The organism is Budvicia diplopodorum, assembly GCF_009800925.1.
Classification (GTDB): Bacteria; Pseudomonadota; Gammaproteobacteria; order Enterobacterales; family Enterobacteriaceae; genus Budvicia; species Budvicia diplopodorum.
The window spans coordinates 56,359-75,756 of record NZ_WOYF01000016.1 but is presented as its reverse complement, the minus strand read 5'-3'; the positions used below and the strand labels follow the sequence as shown (position 1 = coordinate 75,756).

Annotated in this window: 14 protein-coding genes and 3 tRNA genes; 13 read left to right on the top strand and 4 right to left on the bottom strand. The window is 48.6% G+C overall.

Going from position 1 to position 19,398, the window contains the following annotated elements; all coding sequences use genetic code 11:
• The first annotated feature begins 489 nt into the window (after positions 1 to 489).
• Complete coding sequence (gene epmA, locus GVI43_RS13515) at positions 490 to 1,467, top strand: elongation factor P--(R)-beta-lysine ligase (RefSeq protein WP_159567383.1); 978 nt, start codon at positions 490 to 492, stop codon at positions 1,465 to 1,467.
• Positions 1,468 to 1,772: 305 nt separating this feature from the next.
• Here epmA and mscM read toward each other — a convergent pair whose 3' ends face one another.
• From mscM to rsgA, 3 genes are all read right to left on the bottom strand, one after another.
• Positions 1,773 to 5,090, bottom strand: a complete 3,318-nt coding sequence (gene mscM / locus GVI43_RS13510) for a miniconductance mechanosensitive channel MscM (protein WP_159567382.1) — start codon at positions 5,088 to 5,090, stop codon at positions 1,773 to 1,775.
• A 116-nt stretch (positions 5,091 to 5,206) separates the two neighbouring features.
• Positions 5,207 to 6,067, bottom strand: coding sequence for an archaetidylserine decarboxylase (gene asd, locus GVI43_RS13505; RefSeq protein WP_159567381.1), 861 nt, complete (start codon positions 6,065 to 6,067; stop codon positions 5,207 to 5,209).
• 165 nt (positions 6,068 to 6,232) lie between these two features.
• Positions 6,233 to 7,279: a small ribosomal subunit biogenesis GTPase RsgA gene (gene rsgA / locus GVI43_RS13500; RefSeq protein ID WP_159567380.1), complete on the bottom strand. Its 1,047-nt coding sequence runs from the start codon at positions 7,277 to 7,279 to the stop codon at positions 6,233 to 6,235.
• A gap of 91 nt (positions 7,280 to 7,370) precedes the next feature.
• On the opposite strand from rsgA, the gene orn reads away from it, so the two are divergent.
• The 6 genes from orn (at position 7,371) to GVI43_RS13470 (ending at position 10,566) form a co-directional block, all read left to right on the top strand.
• Positions 7,371 to 7,916: an oligoribonuclease gene (gene orn, locus GVI43_RS13495; protein WP_159567379.1), complete on the top strand. Its 546-nt coding sequence runs from the start codon at positions 7,371 to 7,373 to the stop codon at positions 7,914 to 7,916.
• Positions 7,917 to 8,063: 147 nt separating this feature from the next.
• Positions 8,064 to 8,139, top strand: a tRNA-Gly gene (locus GVI43_RS13490).
• Positions 8,140 to 8,199: 60 nt separating this feature from the next.
• Positions 8,200 to 8,275, top strand: a tRNA-Gly gene (locus tag GVI43_RS13485).
• A gap of 60 nt (positions 8,276 to 8,335) precedes the next feature.
• Positions 8,336 to 8,411, top strand: a tRNA-Gly gene (locus GVI43_RS13480).
• Between the two features lie 512 nt (positions 8,412 to 8,923).
• Positions 8,924 to 9,253 carry a helix-turn-helix domain-containing protein gene (locus GVI43_RS13475; protein WP_159567378.1) on the top strand — a complete coding sequence of 110 codons (330 nt, stop codon included), beginning with the start codon at positions 8,924 to 8,926 and terminating at the stop codon, positions 9,251 to 9,253.
• Positions 9,247 to 10,566 (top strand): type II toxin-antitoxin system HipA family toxin, encoded by a 1,320-nt coding sequence (locus tag GVI43_RS13470; protein WP_159567377.1) that lies wholly within the window; start codon positions 9,247 to 9,249, stop codon positions 10,564 to 10,566. The genes GVI43_RS13475 and GVI43_RS13470 overlap by 7 nt, the downstream gene beginning before the upstream one ends.
• A 551-nt stretch (positions 10,567 to 11,117) precedes the next feature.
• On the opposite strand, the gene queG is transcribed toward GVI43_RS13470, so the two are convergent.
• On the bottom strand, positions 11,118 to 12,257 hold the full coding sequence (gene queG / locus GVI43_RS13465; protein WP_159567376.1) for a tRNA epoxyqueuosine(34) reductase QueG: 1,140 nt from the start codon (positions 12,255 to 12,257) through the stop codon (positions 11,118 to 11,120).
• Between queG and nnr the strand changes: the two genes are divergently transcribed.
• From nnr to hfq, 6 genes are all read left to right on the top strand, one after another.
• On the top strand, positions 12,256 to 13,758 hold the full coding sequence (nnr, locus tag GVI43_RS13460; RefSeq protein ID WP_159567375.1) for a bifunctional ADP-dependent NAD(P)H-hydrate dehydratase/NAD(P)H-hydrate epimerase: 1,503 nt from the start codon (positions 12,256 to 12,258) through the stop codon (positions 13,756 to 13,758). The two genes, queG and nnr, sit on opposite strands and share 2 nt — an antisense overlap.
• Positions 13,759 to 13,783: 25 nt before the next feature.
• Positions 13,784 to 14,272 (top strand): tRNA (adenosine(37)-N6)-threonylcarbamoyltransferase complex ATPase subunit type 1 TsaE, encoded by a 489-nt coding sequence (gene tsaE, locus GVI43_RS13455; RefSeq protein ID WP_159567374.1) that lies wholly within the window; start codon positions 13,784 to 13,786, stop codon positions 14,270 to 14,272.
• Between the two features lie 4 nt (positions 14,273 to 14,276).
• Positions 14,277 to 15,998, top strand: a complete 1,722-nt coding sequence (gene amiB / locus GVI43_RS13450; protein WP_246201859.1) for an N-acetylmuramoyl-L-alanine amidase AmiB — start codon at positions 14,277 to 14,279, stop codon at positions 15,996 to 15,998.
• Positions 15,999 to 16,036: 38 nt separating this feature from the next.
• Entirely contained in the window at positions 16,037 to 18,004 is a 1,968-nt protein-coding gene (gene mutL / locus GVI43_RS13445) for a DNA mismatch repair endonuclease MutL (RefSeq protein WP_159567372.1), read from the top strand.
• Positions 18,001 to 18,927, top strand: a complete 927-nt coding sequence (miaA, locus tag GVI43_RS13440) for a tRNA (adenosine(37)-N6)-dimethylallyltransferase MiaA (RefSeq protein WP_159567371.1) — start codon at positions 18,001 to 18,003, stop codon at positions 18,925 to 18,927. The genes mutL and miaA overlap by 4 nt, the downstream gene beginning before the upstream one ends.
• Positions 18,928 to 19,072: 145 nt before the next feature.
• Positions 19,073 to 19,360: an RNA chaperone Hfq gene (gene hfq / locus GVI43_RS13435; RefSeq protein ID WP_159567370.1), complete on the top strand. Its 288-nt coding sequence runs from the start codon at positions 19,073 to 19,075 to the stop codon at positions 19,358 to 19,360.
• The last annotated feature ends 38 nt before the right edge of the window (positions 19,361 to 19,398 follow it).

The window sequence follows — 19,398 nt, the reverse complement described above, 5'->3', positions numbered from 1 at the left end:
TGGTGAGTTCGGGATTAGCTTCGGCGGCGGCGATAGCGGCGCGAAGGCCGCCGCCACCGGCACCGATGATAGCAATATCAGCGTTAAAGGTTTGCACTGCATTCCTCCAAATGTTCCAGTTAAAGTGTAAAAAGAGTAATATTTTCCAAGCGTGTTATATGTCCACAGCTTTAGGATAATCTGACGATAATCGCGTCTACCACCAAAAATAGCGGTAGGTTTAGTATAAGACGGTTATTCTATCTAATATTATGTATGTGAATATTGATGCGTTCGATTTTTTTTGTAGTTATCTATCAAGAATAAACAATAACTTTTTTTTTAAAATTAAATTATTAACGAAATGTGATCATTATATTAAATAATTGTGTTTTTATGTCGGCCGCGCGACTGAACTCTCAGTTGTTCGGGCTAAATCAGTGGTAAATTTGTTTGTCGGATAGGATGCAGGTAGACTGCCGGACAAATTTAAATTTGGAGTAGGTCACCATGAGCGATGTGGCAAGCTGGCAGCCCAATGCCTCTATTGCAAAGCTATTAAAGCGCGCCAAAATTATTGGTGATATGCGGCGTTTTTTTTCCGAACGCGGCGTATTGGAAGTCGATACCCCAGCCATGAGCCAGGCAACGGTCACTGATATTCATTTATTCCCTTTTGAGACCCGTTTTGTTGGGCCGGGCGCGGCCGATGGCCTGACGTTGTACTTAATGACCAGCCCTGAGTTTCATATGAAGCGTTTACTGGCAGCCGGAAGCGGGCCTATCTATCAGATGGGTAAAAGTTTTCGTAATGAAGAAGCAGGCCGCTACCATAATCCTGAATTTACCATGTTGGAATGGTATCGCCCGCATTTCGATATGTATCGCCTGATGAACGAAGTTGACGATCTTTTGCAGCAGATTCTCGACTGTGACGCGAGCGAAGTGGTCTCTTATCAGCAAATTTTTATTCGCCATTTGGAATTAGATCCGCTGTCTGCGGATAAAACCCAACTTCGGGCCGCCGCGGCTAAATTAGATATGGAAGAGCTGGCTAGCCGCGAGGAAGATCGCGATACGCTGCTGCAAATGCTGTTTGCCTTTGGCGTTGAACCGCATATTGGTCAGGAAAAACCGACCTTTGTGTATCATTTCCCTGCGACTCAGGCCTCTTTGGCTGAAATCAGCACTGAAGATCACCGGGTTGCCGAACGCTTCGAGGTTTACTATAAGGGTGTTGAACTGGCTAACGGTTTCAGAGAGCTAACCGATGCGGGAGAGCAGCGTCAGCGCTTTGAGCAGGAAAACCGTAAGCGCGAAGTCCGCGGTTTACCGATTCATCCGATAGATGAAAATTTCTTAGCGGCGTTGAAGTACGGTATGCCGGAATGTTCTGGCGTAGCGCTGGGCGTCGATCGTTTGATTATGATTGCGCTGGATAGCGCGTCGATTAGCGATGTGATGGCGTTTACGGTGGAGCGGGCTTAAATCCTATTTTTAGTAAAGGATGCCGTCAGGCATTCTGAGATTGCTGACCAAGTCGTTTAATTTGATTTCAGCGTAAGTTTCGTCCGCATAATCAACATCGGAATATTGGTTCTTCCTAGCGGCTGAGGGATGATATTTTTAGGTGCAAAGCGCTTCGGGCTTAGGATTCTTAGGGGGCTTCGGTTGCTCACGCAGCTACGACCCCAATGGAACCCTCTCCCTCAGTTTGAGTCTTTTCGGACATACGTTTTAATGTATGAGGTTTGTCATCAGTCAAAGGGCACCGTTAGGTGCCCTTTGTTTATTTAAAGCTCACCGGCTTTGAGTTTAGACCTGTTTCCTACGCGTGAAACCGCGTCGGTCCGCATCTGGAACGGTGGGAACGGCAGCGTTAGGCCGTGTTCGCCATAGGATTGCAGGATGAGGCTGTGCATTTCGTGGCGCAACGGCATGCGCATGCCCATGTCGGCGGCGAATACGCGTAGTTCAAAAATCTGAATGCCCTGCTGGATATCTACCAAGAACGCATCGGGTTGAGGAGTATCCAATACGTACTGGCATTTGTGAGCGGCGTTTTCCAGTATGGATTTGACCAGATTTGGATCGGTCTCGGCCGTGGCGGGTACCGTCAGTACGATACGGGTAACCGAATCAGACAGCGACCAGTTAACAAACTGTTCGGTAATAAACGCCTTGTTCGGAACGATAATCTCTTTACGGTCCCAGTCAACGATGGTGGTCGCGCGGGTATTAATTTTCGTCACTGAACCAGTCAAATCACGAATGGTTACGGTATCGCCTATCCTGATGGGCTTTTCAAACAGGATAATCAGGCCGGAAATAAAGTTGGCGAAGATTTCCTGCAGGCCAAAGCCCAAGCCCACACCCAATGCGGCGATTAACCACTGAAGCTTCGACCAGTCGACCCCGATCATCGAGAAGGCAACTAGGCCGCCAATTAGCATCAGAATGTATTTGGTTATCGTGGATATGGCATAGCCGGTACCCGGTGACAGATCCAGATGCTGAAGAATGGCCAGTTCCAACAGTGCGGGTAAATTACGCACTAACTGGGTGGTGACAATGAATACCAGAATAGCGATCAGTACTGAGCCCAGCGTAATGGACTGAATGCTGTCAGCCCCCTGAACCGTTGAGGTGACATCCCATAGCTTAATGTTTTCTAAGAAAGCAAAGGCGGAGTGGATCTCTGACCATAGGATAATCAGGGATACCAGCGCGATCATGGCCAGAATAGAGCGAACCAGCTGTAGCGACTGGGCGCTGATGGCGTCGAGATCGACCACTACCGGTTCGTCAATATCTAACATATTGCTTTCGGATGAGCTGCTAGGCGTACTCTCTTCCTCACCTTTAGCCCGCTGGGCTAGGCGTTCCGCACGGCGCTGTTTGGCCCGATCGAACTCAATACGGCGTCGCTGAATGAGCATCCAGCGCCGGATAATGTGGTAAACCACCAACAGGCCGAACCAGATGGCGACCGACGCTTCCAGCCGTAGCAACAGAGCCTGAGAAGTACCTAGGTAGCCAAAGAATGAGGCCAGAGCGGCAACGATAGGCGCACAGATTAAGAACCCCCATAGCGCCTGATTAACCACGTTTTCGCCGGAGCCTTTGCGATCGAGGTACAGCGGAATACCGGCCCGCCTCAGATTGGTCGTCATCATGACCAGAGCACCGCACAGCAGAATAAAGCACAGGCGGCCAAGCGTACCGGAAAATTCACGATCGTTAAAATTATCAAAGCTGATAGCGGCAATAATTAGCGGAACGACCAGCCAGACGGAAAGCCGGTAATAGCGCATGGCTCTAGCTACCCGCGACTGTGACCAGCGGAAGTGGGCGATAAACAACCCTTGAGGGTGAGCAAAGCTGGCGCTGATCATAAATACCCACATCAGCGGAATTGTCGCGCTAACGCCTTCACCAATTGAAACCGCTATCGGATATTGCCATGCGTGTTCCAAACCGTAAGCCAGTGCGCCCCAGAGTACCGGCAGCGGTAAAGCGACCAGAACTGACCAAAATACGGTACGAATAGTGGAAGAGAAATGGTCTTGCGTTACTTTGCCAATGCGCGATGAAACCCGCTCGAGAAATGATTGATAGTGGCGCCTTGAGCTAATGCTAAATCCAACCAGAAGTAGGGCCGCTATAATAAACCCCACTGACTCTTTGGTGGTCAGCATCATTTTAAATGCGCCACTGAGCTCTGACAGCGTATCAAGCGAGACTAACTTGGTCAGATCCTTGGCAACGTCAATCGGATAGCCGAGGTCGAGCGGGTTAACGTCAGCCACCCAGAACAGATAGCGATGAGAGGCATCTTTAATTTCAACTAATGCTTCAATTAACTGATTGTTAGAGACTTTAAGCTTGGTTATCTCAAGAATTAAGGTGTCATATCCAGATAACAGCGATGACAGTAACTCCTGTTGCATTTTAATCTGCTGTTTAACCAAGTCTTGCTGACTGGCGGTTAACGGTTGGCCATCATCCTGAGTCAGTGGCCCCATATGGGAGAGTTGATCCCGGCGATCTTCCAGACTTAGGCGCTGTACCCGCATTTCTGCCATTTCGCTGTCCAGTGGCTGCGGTTTTGGCATTTCCGGCAGGCGTGAAACCTGCATGCGTAAGCTTTCGCCCAACGCGGTCGACATGCTAAGCCATTGGGACTGTTCGGCCAATGAGCTCAGGGCCTGACGGACCTGTAAAGTGTTAGCAATGGTAGAGCGCTGCTCGGTGGATATTTCATCCATCCGGGTCGCCTGTTTGCTGAGTAGTTCGGACAGTTCTTGATTGCTCTGTAGCAGCTTACGCGCGGAAGCCGGTAAATCGCCGTTTTGTTCCGCTAGTTGAGTGGTATGTTCCAGCGTTTGTTGCGTTTCAGTCTGTCGCTGATTGTTTAACTGCGCATTGATTAACTGCAGCAGCTTATCGGTTTTGGTTTGATTGTTTTTTAATAACTCAGCCTGTAAACGGGATATTTCCTGACGGTTACTGGCTGACAGCTGTTCCAGTTCAAGCTCATCAACTTTCGTTTTGTAGAATGATATTTCAGCCTGAAGCTGAGTGGCCTTAGCCTGACTGATCGGAGTATTAACGGAGGACTGTGCAGGTAGCCCAGACTCTGCATCACCCAGTGCCTTACGGGTAGAGGCGAGCTGTAACGGTAGCTGAGTCAGGGAATTATTGATTTCACGGGAACGTTCTTGTTCCTGCTGTAACTGTCGGGAGAGCTCAAGCAGCTGGCTGTTGGTCTGGATAGAGAGCTGTTCCAGATCGGGCACGTTTAGGTTAGTCGGCGGTGCCTGCGGATCGGTCGTCAGATTTTCTAATTGAGTGCGCAGCGATTTAGTTATTTTGGGAAATTCATCGATGGCTTTGCGATATTGCTGGCTGCGGGCAATCGATTCATTACGTTCGTTGATCCAGCCGAGCGCGCTCTGATAGGCATCAAGAATATCTTTCTGATTAGGCATCTCCTTGTGGGCTTCAGCCTGCTTTATCTCCTGCTTGATCTGCCCGTCATCGGGCTGAACTGCTGCCTGAACGGGAAAAATGAGTATCAGGCTCATTAACAAGGTCAAGATTAAACGCATCGATGTATTCCTTGATACCCGCCTGAAACAATGCCCGCGTTGGTATTGTCGGGTAACTGGCGAACGGGTTATGGTAAACCGGGCTCTTGTTGAGCAGCCCGGTAAGTTAAATCAGTTTAGATCGCTTGGGCAAACAGTTCACCCATCCGGGTTGGTGATTTGCTCTGTAGCGCCGGAGACAGCGTTACGCGATTTTCTGCAAACAGGTTGATCACGGTTGAGCCTAGTTTGAACCGGCCCATTTCTGCGCCTTTATCCAGAACAATGGCTTGATCGCCCTCTGTTGGGTAAGTCCAGCGTTGTAAAACGCCCTGGCGCGGCGGGGTAATGGTTCCTGCCCATACGGTTTCGATACTGCCAACGATGGTCGCGCCAACCAGAATTTGGGCCATCGGGCCAAATTCCGTATCAAACAGGCAAATAACCCGCTCGTTGCGGGCAAACAGGTTCGGAACGTTTTCTGCCGTTAATGGATTCACCGAGAACAGATCGCCGGGAACATACAGCATTTCACGCAGAACGCCGCGGCACGGCATGTGAACCCGATGGTAATCGCGTGGCGAAAGATAGGTGGTAGCAAACAGACCGTTTTGGAATTTTTCAACCATGGGCATATTGCAGGCCAGCAGGGCTTCTAGCGAGTAGTCGTGGCCTTTTGCCTGCAGAATTTTACCGGCGGTAATTTGGCCTAACTGGCTGATAGCGCCATCGGCAGGCAGGGCTAACTGCTGCGGACCATCAACGATCGGGCGGGCACCATCGCGCAGCGGGCGAACGAAGAACTCATTGAACGTTAAGTAGGCGTCGGTATTTGGTTCTACGGCTTCTTGCATATCAACACGATAATATTTAGCAAAAGCTTTTACCACCAGCCGGGTTAACCAGCCCGCCTGCTTGTTTGCTCCCCAACCGGCAAGACAGGTAAGCCCCTGTTTAGGCAGTAAATATTGTAGTTGTATCTTTATACTATCCAGCACAGAAAACCTCTTCGCTTTAACTTATTGACGTACAAATAATAAAGTGGCGCATTGTAACGGGGCTGACGCTGCATGTCAGCACGGTTGTTGCGTTGATTATGACCATAAATAACCGGCAATGTTTCATTTAGTGCCGCGTGGCGTTATTGCGCATTGGCCAGTGCCTCAGGTATTTTTCCTGACCCGGGCTTCTGCCATACTTTCTAATATCTTGAGATAGTTATCGTAACGTTCTTCAGATATTTTACCTTCGTCCACAGCGGTTTTGATGGCGCAGCCGGGGTCAGTTATGTGTTTACAGTCCCTGAACTTACAGTGGCCGATATAGTCACGAAATTCAACATAACCTTGGGTTACCTGTTCCGGTTCTAGGTGCCATAGCCCGAATTCACGAACGCCCGGTGAATCAATAATGTCACCACCATCGACTACATGATACAGGCGCGATGCGGTGGTGGTATGTTGGCCGAGGCCGGAGTTATCGGAAACCTCACCAACGCTGATGATTGCTTCGTCTTCCGGCAGCAGCGCGTTTAACAGGCTGGATTTGCCCACGCCGGACTGACCGGCAAAAATGCTAATACGACCGGCAAGGTTCTCCTTCAGCTCAACCATCCCTTCACCGGTATAGCTGGAAACCTGTAGCACCTTGTAGCCAATATCCTGATAGATTTCCATGGTTTGGTTAATAAACTCACGGCCTTCTTCATCTAACAGATCGACTTTATTGAGTACGATGATGGGTTCAACGTTGAGGGTTTCGCAGGCGACCAGATAGCGGTCAATAATATTTAGCGATAGCTCCGGTAAAATGGCCGAAACAATAACGATTTGGTTGATATTAGCGGCGATAGGCTTAATGCCATCGTAAAAATCTGGCCGGGTCAGTACCGATGTGCGTTCATGAACCGCTTCGATAATGCCTTTGACAATATGGGTACCGGACGTTTGTGCCTGAGTACCGGCACGCCACACTACGCGATCGCCGGTGACGAGTGAGCCAATAGTGCGACGGATATTACAGCGGTGTACGCTGCCGTCAGCGGCTTCTACGTCAGCATGTTTGCCAAAACGGCTGATAACAATGCCTTCCTGGGCTTCACCAAACAGGGAGTCGTCTGGCTCAGGGCGTTTATCTGAGGTTTGTAAGCGTCGCTGATGGTTGGCAGCAACGCGCCGTTGTTGGCCTTTAGACAGTTGATTTTTACTCACAAAAATTACCTTTCAAGAACGGCGATAGTCGCTCGGAGCGCTTTAAACGACTATGATACACTGATGTAGGCTTAATAACGCAGGAAACATAATGTCTGGAAGTGAGAATAACCTGATTTGGATCGATCTGGAAATGAGCGGATTAGATCCTGAGCGCAATCGCATTATTGAGATTGCCACCATTGTGACGGACGCAAACCTGAACGTTTTGGCGGAAGGCCCGGTTTTTGCTATCCATCAGACTGACGAGCATATGTCGATTATGGATGAGTGGAATACCACCACCCACACCGCTAGCGGTCTGGTCCAGAAGGTCAAGGATAGCCCGGTTGATGAGCGTACCGCCGAGCTACAAACCATCGAATTTTTAAAACAGTGGGTACCGGCCGGATGCTCACCGATTTGCGGTAACAGTATTGGACAGGATCGCCGTTTTCTTTATCGGTATATGCCGGAGCTGGAGCAGTACTTCCATTATCGTTATCTGGACGTTAGCACACTGAAAGAGCTGGCCCGTCGCTGGAAACCTGAAATTCTGGCCGGTATTAAAAAGCAAAGTGCTCATCAGGCATTGGATGATATTCGCGATTCGATTGCTGAGCTGGCCTATTACCGTGAGCACTTTATTCAGGCGTAATTGATAACGGTGTTAATTAAACCAGAGTGCTGTTTTAATAGGCATGTAAAATAAAAAGGCGCTTTTTTTCACCGAAGGAGCTTGCGGCTTGGGCTAATTTTCGTATAATGCGCATCCCGTAACGTTAATTCGTTCGGCGTTTGGTGCGCGGGAATAGCTCAGTTGGTAGAGCACGACCTTGCCAAGGTCGGGGTCGCGAGTTCGAGTCTCGTTTCCCGCTCCAAATTCTAAAGTGGTTCGAGTAGTAGTTCTAATAGTAGTTAAAAAGATTACGGCGCTTAATGCGGGAATAGCTCAGTTGGTAGAGCACGACCTTGCCAAGGTCGGGGTCGCGAGTTCGAGTCTCGTTTCCCGCTCCAAGCTCTAAAGTAGTTCGAGTAGTAGTTCTAATAGTAGTTAAAAAGATTACGGCACTTAATGCGGGAATAGCTCAGTTGGTAGAGCACGACCTTGCCAAGGTCGGGGTCGCGAGTTCGAGTCTCGTTTCCCGCTCCAAGTCCAATCTATGGAATTCCATTCCATCAGTCATCAAAAGTTGAACGTTCAGTTTTATCCTTACCTCCTTCAAATAAATTTTTCTTAAAACCACCATTGGTTGTACTTCTTTAATCAGAAATCAGTACAGCATCGTGGATAATTTGTAGAATTCGCTATTTGCCCCAATAATGGGTGAGCCGACGTAACGCGGCATCCGTCATCTTGGCATCCTAAAATACCAGAGCTTATTCAGCGAAAATAGAATTGAGCGGATCGCTATTCTGACGCGCCTATCGTGCGTGGAAAGCGTATGTTTGAATAAGGATAGTGATGGTATTTAAATATTATATAAAGATACTAAAAAGTAACTTTATTGGCATTTATTGCCAATAAAGACCCAATGTGGTAACTTTAAATAGGTTAATGAGAATTTGGTTACTACCATGTGTTTCATTATTGGCTGTAATATCCTAAAATAGTAACTTAAATGGCAATTAATCCAACTAATGTTCCTTAATGGTAACCATAACATGGGTAAAGAAAGAGGCTCTCCTGCTGCAATAGCTGAAGAGGTTGGCGAGCGGCTCAAACAGGCGCGGCTAAATGCCAACCTGACACAAATTGAAGTCGCCAATCTTTCTGGGGTTTCCCGAAAGGTCGTTATGGGTGCCGAGAAAGGTAAGGTACAGCTGGAGTATTTAGTTGCCATCATGATGGCTTTGAACCTAGCCGATAATATCGATAAGTTTTTACCCAAACAGGACATTTCCCCACTTCAGCTAGCCAAGCTGCAGGCTAAAAAACGTCAAAGGGCATCGGGTAAAAAAACCATCGAGAAAGAGGTGCTCCCTAAATGGTAATGGAGGCTATTAACGTGCAATACCGAGAATATAGTATTGGTGCGGTAAGCTTTGATACTGAAACGGGTATTGGAGCATTTGAATATGAGCCCTCGTTTATCCGTACTGGAATCGAGCTATCTCCGATTAAAATGCCGCTAGCAGGTCAGATCTATTCGTTTCCCGGGCTTAATTATGAGACTTACAAAGGATTGCCGGGGCTTATAGCTGATTCACTGCCTGATGATTTTGGTAACGCTGTTCTAAATGCTTGGGCTGCCAGTAAAGGTAAGCAGCCTAGCGACATTACGCCGCTGCAACGGCTTCAGTACACTGGCAAACGCGGCATGGGTGCTCTTGAATATGCGCCAGCAACCAGAATTAAAAGCCTTAATGCTTTTCAACAAGTTGAAATCAAATCTTTAATTAACGTTGCTCAAGAGATCCTTGATAGCCGAAACGATTTTACGGTCTCATTTGCTAACAATGGGCAGGAGAACCGGGAGGCTATACTGTCTTTGCTTTCTGTTGGAATGAGTGCCGGAGGAGCCAGACCAAAGGCTGTTCTCGCCTTTAATAAGGATTTTACGCAGGTGCGCTCTGGGCAAACAAACGTACCTTCCGGTTTTACCCACTACCTAATGAAATTCGATGGCGTTAGTGGAAATAATAAAGACGTAGAAACATTTGGTGACCCAATGGGCTACGGAGCCATGGAGTATGTTTACCATCTCATGGCTACATCTTGCGGTATCAATATGATGCCGTGCAGTCTGCTTGAAGAGGGTAACCGGCGTCACTTTCTTACTCAACGATTTGATCGGGTTTGTAATAAGAAGATTCATGTACAGACGCTCAACGGTATGGCGCACGTCGATTATAAAATGCCCGGAGCCTATTCTTATTCGGAGCTATTTGGGGTTGCTCGAGAACTCCGGCTCGCAGCTACAGAAGCTGAAGAGCTGTTTAAACGAATGGTGTTTAACATCGTTGCGCGTAACCATGATGACCATTCTAAAAACTTTGCATTCATTTTGAATGATGATGGCAGATGGCAACTAGCTCCTGCCTATGATTTGGCATATAGCTACAAACCCGGCAGTAAATGGGTCAATAGTCATTGGATGAGTTTGAATGGGAAACGAGACGATTTTTCTCGACAAGATTTTTATTCATTGGAGAAATTGAGCCCAATTTTTAGCCGGGAGAAGATAGATTCAATAATTGATGAAACAATAGGCCAAGTTTCTTTATGGCGCTCTTTGGCTACCGAGCATCAGGTTCCTCTTCCATTAATTGAGAATATTGATGCTAACCTTCGGCTTAGTTTTTGAGTAATGTTGTCAGCGAAGGGGGAATCGGCTTGAGATGGCCATTAGGTTAATTATCCTCAAAACCTTCTCTTCGCCAATCCGTTTTATTCTTTTTGTTGGGATCCTCAAGGTACTGCTGCGTTATCTCTGTATCTTTTGCATATTTCTATCTAACAGCGCGATGCACCAATATGTTATTGGTAATGCTTCATGGCGGTGATATGGGAATAAAGCCGTAGGAGCAGTATAATGCGCGGCGGATTAGAACGCTGTCTTGCGCCAGTTGTTTCCGCGTTAATTCTGAACTAAAAAATCGCTTGATTTCTATTTTGTAGTAATATTGTCAACAGAGTTATCCACAAAATTATATCTTCAGTGTATAACTTGGTCATTTACGCCATATCAAATATTTAAACTATGACCATATGAAATTAAAAGAGTTTTTTAATTTTAAAATGTTGCATGGATCGCTTGTAGTTTTTTTTGCAGTTGATAGATAACGTATTTTATTTTTTTATGCACAGCGGCTTGATTATTTATTTTATGCTTTTATCTGTGCGTTATTAGGTGTTTTATGCATCTCTCGGTAAGCCTTTTTCTACCGACCGGATTAAGCGTTTCTGCTTTGGCTGTTGTATTTCAATGCAGTCGTTGTTGCGGCGTGATATTTGCTGAGCGATAGCCCATTCAATATGTTCATCCAGTAACGGACTTATCCCTTTATGCTGTTCAAGAGACTGTACTATTTCAGCCTGATATGGCGCATTGCCTAGCGCAACGCTGATATTACGCAGCCAGCGGAAATAGCCGATCCGGCGGATCGGCGATCCTTCGGTGTTATGTAGGAAAGTTGACTCATTCCAACTGAAGAGCTCCAAGAGCGGCGGCTGGTATAGATAGCTACGAGGGTAAAAATCTGCTTCGTTGGTCAGCTGGGATAGCCGGTTCCACGGGCAAGTCATCTGGCAATCATCACAGCCATAAATTCGGTTTCCCATTAACGGCCGTAATTCTTCGGGAATAACGCCTTCCAGTTCGATCGTCAGGTAAGATATGCAGCGTCGGGCGTCCACTACGTAAGGTTCCACAATGGCCCCGGTCGGGCAAAGCGTCATGCAGGCAACGCAGCGGCCGCAGCCTTCTTCTACCGGAGTGTCAACGGGAAGCGGTAAGTCAACCAACAGTTCGCCCAGAAAGAACCAAGAACCCGCCTCGCGGTTGATAATTAGTGAGTGCTTACCTGTCCAGCCAATACCGGCTTTGGCGGCCAGAGGTCGTTCCATAATCGGTGCCGAATCAACAAAGGGGCGAAAATTGAGTTCGCCACAGTAGGCTTGAATTTGTTCTCCCAGCTTTTTTAGCCGCTGGCGCAGTACCTTATGGTAGTCGCGACCCAGCGCATAACGGCTAATATAGCCGAGTTCAGGATTTTTTAGCGTTTGAGCAAAGGCGGCAGCAGGCGGGAGATAGTTCATCCTCACGCTGATAACCCGCAGCGTTCCGGGGTGGAGTTCGTGCGGTCTGGCGCGTAGCATGCCATAGCGTGCCATCCACGCCATTTCTCCGTGGTATTGCCGATCGAGCCATGCCTGTAGCTTCGGTTGTTCTTCAGTCAGATCGGTATTACAGATACCAACCTGCTGAAAACCTAGTGCCTGGCCCCACAGCTTGATATCTTGGGCTAATAGATTGAAATCGAGAGGACGCGACATGATAGACCATCAACGAAACAGAGACGCGGCGAGTTTACCATATTCTGTATTTCGCGCCGACTGGATTAGAGAAAATGAAACAAGGGGGGCGCAGCATTGTGGCGTATCGCTTTATCAACTGATGGAACGGGCCGGTGAGGCTGCGTTTGCGCTGTGCCGTCGGCTCTACCCTGATGCCTGGCGCTGGCTGATTTTGTGCGGTCATGGTAATAACGGCGGTGATGGCTATGTTATTGCCCGATGTGCTAAACAGTATGGCATAGAAATTACTATCGTTAGCTGCACTGGAGATAGCCCGATCCCGCTTGAGGCTCAGCTGGCCAGAGACAATTGGGTCAATAACGATGGTCAGATTCTTTCCCACCATGCCGCCTGGCCGCTGAACTGTGATTTGATTATTGACGGTTTACTCGGAACCGGCATTCAATCTGCGCCCAGAGAGCCATACGCTTCATTAATTAGGCAGGCTAATCGGTACCCGGCACCGGTGGTTTCGTTGGATGTTCCTTCCGGTTTGGATGCCAATACCGGTATGGTGCCCGGTGATGTGATTTATGCCCAACAGACGCTGACTTTTTTGGCGCTAAAAACCGGGCTATTAACCGGTCAGGCGAGAGATGTTGTTGGTAAGCTGTATTATAATTCTTTAGGTTTATCTCTGTGGCTGGCGGAACAAAAACCACCGGTTCAGCGTCTTACTGTAGATTGTCTCAGTCAGTGGATTAAGCCCCGTCGTCCGTGTTCACATAAAGGGGAACATGGAAAACTATTATTTGTCGGTGGTGATACTGGAACCGGTGGCGCTATTCGTATGGCGGGAGAAGCCGCACTGCGTACCGGTGCTGGTCTTGTGCGAGTACTTACTCGCGCTGAACATATTGCCAGCATGCTTGCAGCACGGCCAGAACTCATGGTTCAGCCGTTAAATAAAGAGAATTTGGCCGCGGCTATTGACTGGGCCGATGTGATTGCTATCGGGCCGGGGTTAGGGCTGTCAGGCTGGGGATGTGCGGCCATGAAACAGGTTTCTGCCAGTGATAAACCGATGCTGTGCGACGCCGATGGTCTTAACCTGCTGGCAATCACGCCTGATAAACGGCAAAATCGCATCATTACGCCGCACCCGGGCGAAGCCGCCCGTTTATTACAGTGCAGCGTAGAACAGATTGAGAGTGACCGCTTACATTCGGCGACAGAACTGGCTCAGCGCTATGGCGGCGTGGTGGTGCTGAAAGGGGCGGGAACCGTTATTGCCGATGAGTCGGGCGTATTAGCCATTGCTGACGTGGGTAATCCCGGCATGGCATCGGGTGGAATGGGCGATATACTGTCCGGTATTATTGCCAGTTTGTTAGGCCAAGGGCTGCCGTTATTAGATGCGGCCCTTTGTGGCTGTGTGGTTCATGGCGCTGTTGCAGACCGAATTGCATTGCGCCAAGGGGAGCGAGGCATGCTGGCAACTGATTTGTTGCTGGAAATCCCCGGGTTGGTAAATCCTTAATTATTTGACGAACGTTCAGGAATACATGAAAGAATTGGTTTTAACATTAGCCGATGAAGCTGCAACGGTTGCTTTCGGCGCTGCGTTGGCGGGGACCTGCGATAAAGCCTGTATTGTTTATCTGTTGGGGGATCTTGGCGCGGGTAAAACAACCTTCAGCCGCGGGGTTCTTCAGGCTTTAGGCCATAAAGGTAACGTTAAAAGCCCGACTTATACTCTGGTTGAGCCTTATGAACTGGAAAAGTTTACCGTTTATCACTTTGACTTATACCGCTTGGCCGATCCCGAAGAGCTGGAGTTCATGGGGATACGGGATTATTTCCAGCCTGACTGTATTTGTCTGGTGGAATGGCCTCAGCGGGGTACCGGGATGTTCCCTCAGGCCGATCTGACGCTTCATTTTAGCTATCATGAGCAGGGCCGCTGCGTTGCGCTTTCAGCGGCAACGATTCAGGGAGAGGCTATGCTTGCTCGCCTTAATGATGTGTATCATGTTTCGTTACAGGGAAAGTAATGTCATGAAAAGATGTTGGATTGGTTTATTCTCAGCCTTATTGCTGCTAATTAGTGGGCAAGCGTTAGCCGCATCACTGGTTGATATACAGGTCAATAATAGTTCGGCTGAGTCGAAAGTGACGCTGGCCTTTGACAGCCAGCCGGTTTATGCCTTCTCGAGCCAAAAAAGCCCGGCCAAAGTATTGATTGATGTCAGGCAAAGCGGGCGTACCGTTCAGGGATTACCGCTGAACTTCAGCGGGCAGAATTTGGTGAGCCGTATTGTGTCCGGCGCGCCTAAAGATACTGACAGTATTCAACTGGTGCTTGAGCTTAAGCAGAGTTCCACGGTCAAAGCGAATAGCCAAAAGCAAGGCAGCCAGTATCTGGTGGTATTTACCATTACGGCTGAAAACGCCGTTCAAACCAAGCCTAAAACTCAGGCTAAGGTCACTCAGCCGGAACTATCTACCCAATCTACCGGAAAAAATCCCTTCTCAGAGTCCTCAACCGTGAATTCGGATAACGTGGTGGTGAAAACGGAGCCGCGTCAGGCCAGCCGCCGAATGAGCAGTTCTGAGAAAATCGTTATCGCTATTGATGCCGGTCACGGGGGTAAAGATTCCGGCGCCGTCGGGCTTAATGGCTTACAGGAAAAAACGATAACCTTAACCGTAGCGCGTAAGCTGAAGGCACTGTTAGATAACGATCCGGCGTTTAAAGCGGTTTTGACCCGAGACGGCGACTATTTTATTTCGGTGATGGGGCGCTCAGACGTTGCCCGCAATAAAAACGCTCATCTGCTGGTGTCTATTCATGCCGATGCCGCACCGAACCGCAGCGCGACCGGCGCTTCGGTATGGGTGCTGTCAAACCGCAGGGCGAATAGTGAAATGGGCAACTGGTTAGAACAGCATGAGAAACAGTCGGAATTACTGGGCGGTGCCGGTGACGTTCTGGCCAACAGTGAGTCTAATCCTTACCTTAGTCAGGCGGTACTGGACCTGCAGTTTGGTCACTCACAGCGGGTTGGTTATGACGTTGCGGTAAAAGTGATTTCCGAGCTGCGGCGTATTGGTTCATTGCATAAGCGTAGCCCTGAACACGCCAGCCTTGGCGTGCTGCGTTCCCCGGATATTCCTTCGCTATTGGTAGAAACCGGATTCATTTCTAACACCGATGAAGAACGTTTATTAGGCAGCGCTGCATTTCAAGACAAACTGGCTCAGGCGATTTATAAAGGGGTACGCAGCTATTTCTTAACGCACCCGTTAGAGTCTTCTTCGCCAAAGGAGAATAAGCCCAAAAAAGGTAGCTCAGCTCCGGTCAATACCTTGTCTGAGCCCGCTTCAAATGAACCGGCGAAGTCAGCGTCCGGGCAAACTCAAATTCACGTAGTTGAACGTGGTGATACGCTATCTCAGATAGCTTTGAACTATGGAACAACGATGAATGAGCTTAAAGATTTGAACTCATTGAAAAAAGATGAAGTTTGGTTGGGTCAGCGCTTGAAAGTACCGGCAAAGGGCCCCATTACTAATACAGCTACTGCCTCCGTACCGAAACAAAAAGGCGAAGCAGGAAAAACGACACCAACCGTTGTGAAGCATAAGGTTGTTAAAGGTGACACGCTCTCTCTGATTAGCCAGAAGTACGGCATCAGTATGGATGAGCTAAAACGTACTAATAAGATGACGTCAGATGAGGTTCGTTTAGGACAAACGTTGACGATTTCCGGTTCATAAGATTATTGATAAACAGCGAATCACTGTCAGGAGTTGTTATGTCGATTCAGGTATTACCACCGCAGCTTGCTAACCAAATTGCGGCCGGAGAGGTTGTAGAACGGCCTGCATCCGTGGTTAAGGAACTGGTTGAAAACAGCTTAGATGCCGGGGCAACCCGCATTGACATTGATATTGAACGCGGCGGAGCCAAGCTGATTCGCATCCGGGATAACGGCTGTGGTATCAATAAAGACGAACTGGCTTTAGCGCTGGCCCGTCATGCCACCAGTAAAATAGCCACTCTTGACGATCTCGAAGCGATTGTTAGCCTTGGATTTCGCGGCGAGGCGCTTGCCAGTATTAGCTCGGTTTCCCGTCTTACCTTAACGTCCCGTACCGCCGAGCAGAATGAAGCTTGGCAAGCCTATGCTGAAGGTCGGGATATGAACGTCAGCGTTAAGCCTGCCGCCCATCCGGTGGGAACGTCGCTGGAAGTGTTGGATTTGTTCTATAACACGCCTGCGCGCAGGAAATTCTTACGCACTGAAAAAACTGAATTTGGTCATATTGATGAGGTGGTCCGGCGTATTGCTCTGGCCCGTTTTGATGTCACGATTAATTTGCAGCATAACGGTAAACTTGTTCGCCAGTATCGGGCAATTAAGCCCGATGAGCCCCGTGAACGTCGGTTAGGTAGTATTTGTGGCACGGCGTTTTTACAGCATGCATTAGCCATTTCGTGGCAACACGGTGACCTGAAAATCGACGGCTGGGTTGCCGATCCGGTGGGTGCTCGTACGCTGGCAGATATGCAATATTGTTATGTTAACGGGCGGATGATGCGCGATCGCCTGCTTAATCATGCCATTCGTCAGGCGTATCAGACTCAGCTAAGTGACGATCAGGCACCGGCTTATGTGCTTTATTTAGAGGTTGATCCTCATCAGGTCGACGTTAACGTTCATCCGGCCAAGCACGAAGTTCGGTTTCATCAGTCCCGTTTGGTTCATGACTTTATCTATCAGGCCGTTGTGACCGTCTTACAGCAGTCCGGTGCACCGTCTTTACCGCTGTCATCTCATGGCGTCGATGAGCAGGGAGAAATTCATTCCCCGGACTGGCAACCCGAGAATCGCCCAGCCGCAGGAGAGAATAAATATAACCGCCCGGCGGAAAATCAGCCTGCGGTGAAGCCTTCAGGTGCGCGTCATGGATCCGTTTCGTATACCGCTCCGGGTTCCCGCTCGCCAACGATAGTTGCCCGGGAAAATGACGTTTATCGTCGCTTATTAGATACCGATCTTCCGGCCAGTGAGAGTACGGGTTCTGCCGATGTCGTGGTTAAGCCCGCATTATTTCCTGAAAAAACTGCAGTTTTACCTGAATCACTACCGCAGGCCAAGACAACGCTAATGCCTGCCCGCGGGCAATTGGTCACTCCTGTTGTTGCATCAATGCTGGACAACACTGCGGCTCAAAGCCTTGGCCGCGTGTTATCTATTTGGCAGTCATGCTATGCGATTGTTGAACGCGGGCAGGCATTAGCCTTGCTGGCACTTCCGGTTGCTGAGCGTTATTTACGCCAGGCCCAACTAATGCCCACGACGGAAGGGCTAAAACCTCAGCCGTTGCTGATACCGTTGGCGTTAACGCTGGGGGCTAAAGAAAAACAGGGTGTTGAACATCATGCCGATTTACTGCGTCATTTTGGCATTAATCTGTCGATGGAGCGCAACCGTACCCAGATTCACGGCGTTCCGTTGCCGCTCCGTCAGCAGAATTTGCAGCAGTTATTACCCGCGTTATTAAATTTCTTGGGCGACACGCCTGAAGCGGATGCAGAAACACTGTCTGACTGGCTGGCCGGGAAGTTAACCGGTGAGTGTGAGCTTTGGACTCAGGCTCAGGCCATTCAACTATTGGGCGATCTGGAGCGGCTCTGCCCACAGGTTATCGCTCATCCGCCGGAGCATATGCTTTCGCCGATAGATTTACAGACTGCGTTAGCAGCGTTAAAGCGATGAGTAAGAAACCAACAGCAATTTTTTTAATGGGGCCAACCGCTTCCGGTAAAACGGCACTGGCGTCAGCGCTTTACAAGCATTTACCCGTTGAGGTGATTAGCGTTGACTCTGCGCTGATTTATCGAGGTATGGATATCGGAACCGCTAAGCCCACTGCGGCGGAGTTGCTTGAAACACCGCACCGCCTGATCGATATTCGCGACCCCGCCGAGGCTTATTCGGCGGCGGATTTTCGTACCGATGCGTTGAAAGAAATGGCCGCTATTGTTGCCGCAGGACGGATCCCGCTGCTAGTCGGTGGAACCATGCTGTATTTCAAAGCGTTGCTTGAAGGGCTATCACCGTTACCACCGGCAGACAGTGCCGTTCGTGAGCGAATTGAGCAAGAAGCAGAACGGCTCGGATGGGCCGCATTACATCAGCGATTACAGCAAATAGATCCGGTGGCTGGTGCAAGAATTCATCAAAACGATCCGCAACGTTTAAGCAGAGCACTGGAAGTTTTTTACATTTCAGGTAAAACTTTAACAGAATTGACACAAGTTTCTGGTGATACGTTGCCTTATCTGGTACACCAGTTTGCAATAGCTCCTTCTTCGCGCGAGTTATTGCATCAACGGATAGAAGATCGTTTCCATCAGATGGTGGCGGCCGGATTTGAAGATGAAGTAAAAGTGCTTATGGCTCGAGGAGATTTACATCTGGATTTACCGTCTATTCGCTGCGTGGGATATCGGCAAATGTGGAGTTATCTCAACGAAGAGATAGATCATGCTGAAATGGTTTATCGGGGAATTTGTGCGACTCGGCAGCTATCTAAGCGTCAGATGACGTGGTTGAGAGGTTGGGAAGGGATCGATTGGTTAGACAGTGACGATTTATCGCACTCATTGGAAAGAGTTACACGAGTCGTTAGTGTATAAGCTTGTGATTGTGTACAATTAATGGGTTATATACTTTAATGTACTCAATGGTTTTGTTTTGTACTCGATGCATCTTTTTTACGCAGTTTATTTTAGGGCCGCTGGCTCTTGGTAACAAACCACATATTTATAAAGGAAAACAAAAATGGCTAAGGGGCAATCTTTACAAGACCCGTTCTTAAACGCACTGCGGCGTGAACGAGTTCCAGTATCTATTTATCTGGTGAACGGTATTAAATTACAAGGTCAAATCGAGTCTTTCGATCAGTTTGTTATCTTGCTGAAGAATACGGTTAGTCAAATGGTTTATAAGCATGCCATTTCTACCGTGGTTCCATCACGTCCGGTATCTCACCACAGTAATGCTCCAGCGGGAACCGTTGGCAATTACCAAGGTGGTCAGCCACAACAGGAAGACGATGTATCTGAATAGTCCATTTCGTTTGAGTTATTCACCTGTGAGAGGTAAGG

What these genes read in the sequence shown, in the direction of transcription:
- epmA (WP_159567383.1), top strand. Translation starts at nt 490, where the DNA reads ATGAGCGATGTGGCAAGCTGGCAGCCCAATGCCTCTATTGCAAAGCTA.
- mscM (WP_159567382.1), bottom strand. Translation starts at nt 5,090, where the DNA reads ATGCGTTTAATCTTGACCTTGTTAATGAGCCTGATACTCATTTTTCCC.
- orn (WP_159567379.1), top strand. Translation starts at nt 7,371, where the DNA reads ATGTCTGGAAGTGAGAATAACCTGATTTGGATCGATCTGGAAATGAGC.
- GVI43_RS13475 (WP_159567378.1), top strand. Translation starts at nt 8,924, where the DNA reads ATGGGTAAAGAAAGAGGCTCTCCTGCTGCAATAGCTGAAGAGGTTGGC.
- GVI43_RS13470 (WP_159567377.1), top strand. Translation starts at nt 9,247, where the DNA reads ATGGTAATGGAGGCTATTAACGTGCAATACCGAGAATATAGTATTGGT.
- nnr (WP_159567375.1), top strand. Translation starts at nt 12,256, where the DNA reads ATGATAGACCATCAACGAAACAGAGACGCGGCGAGTTTACCATATTCT.
- queG (WP_159567376.1), bottom strand. Translation starts at nt 12,257, where the DNA reads ATGTCGCGTCCTCTCGATTTCAATCTATTAGCCCAAGATATCAAGCTG.
- tsaE (WP_159567374.1), top strand. Translation starts at nt 13,784, where the DNA reads ATGAAAGAATTGGTTTTAACATTAGCCGATGAAGCTGCAACGGTTGCT.
- amiB (WP_246201859.1), top strand. Translation starts at nt 14,277, where the DNA reads ATGAAAAGATGTTGGATTGGTTTATTCTCAGCCTTATTGCTGCTAATT.
- mutL (WP_159567372.1), top strand. Translation starts at nt 16,037, where the DNA reads ATGTCGATTCAGGTATTACCACCGCAGCTTGCTAACCAAATTGCGGCC.
- miaA (WP_159567371.1), top strand. Translation starts at nt 18,001, where the DNA reads ATGAGTAAGAAACCAACAGCAATTTTTTTAATGGGGCCAACCGCTTCC.
- hfq (WP_159567370.1), top strand. Translation starts at nt 19,073, where the DNA reads ATGGCTAAGGGGCAATCTTTACAAGACCCGTTCTTAAACGCACTGCGG.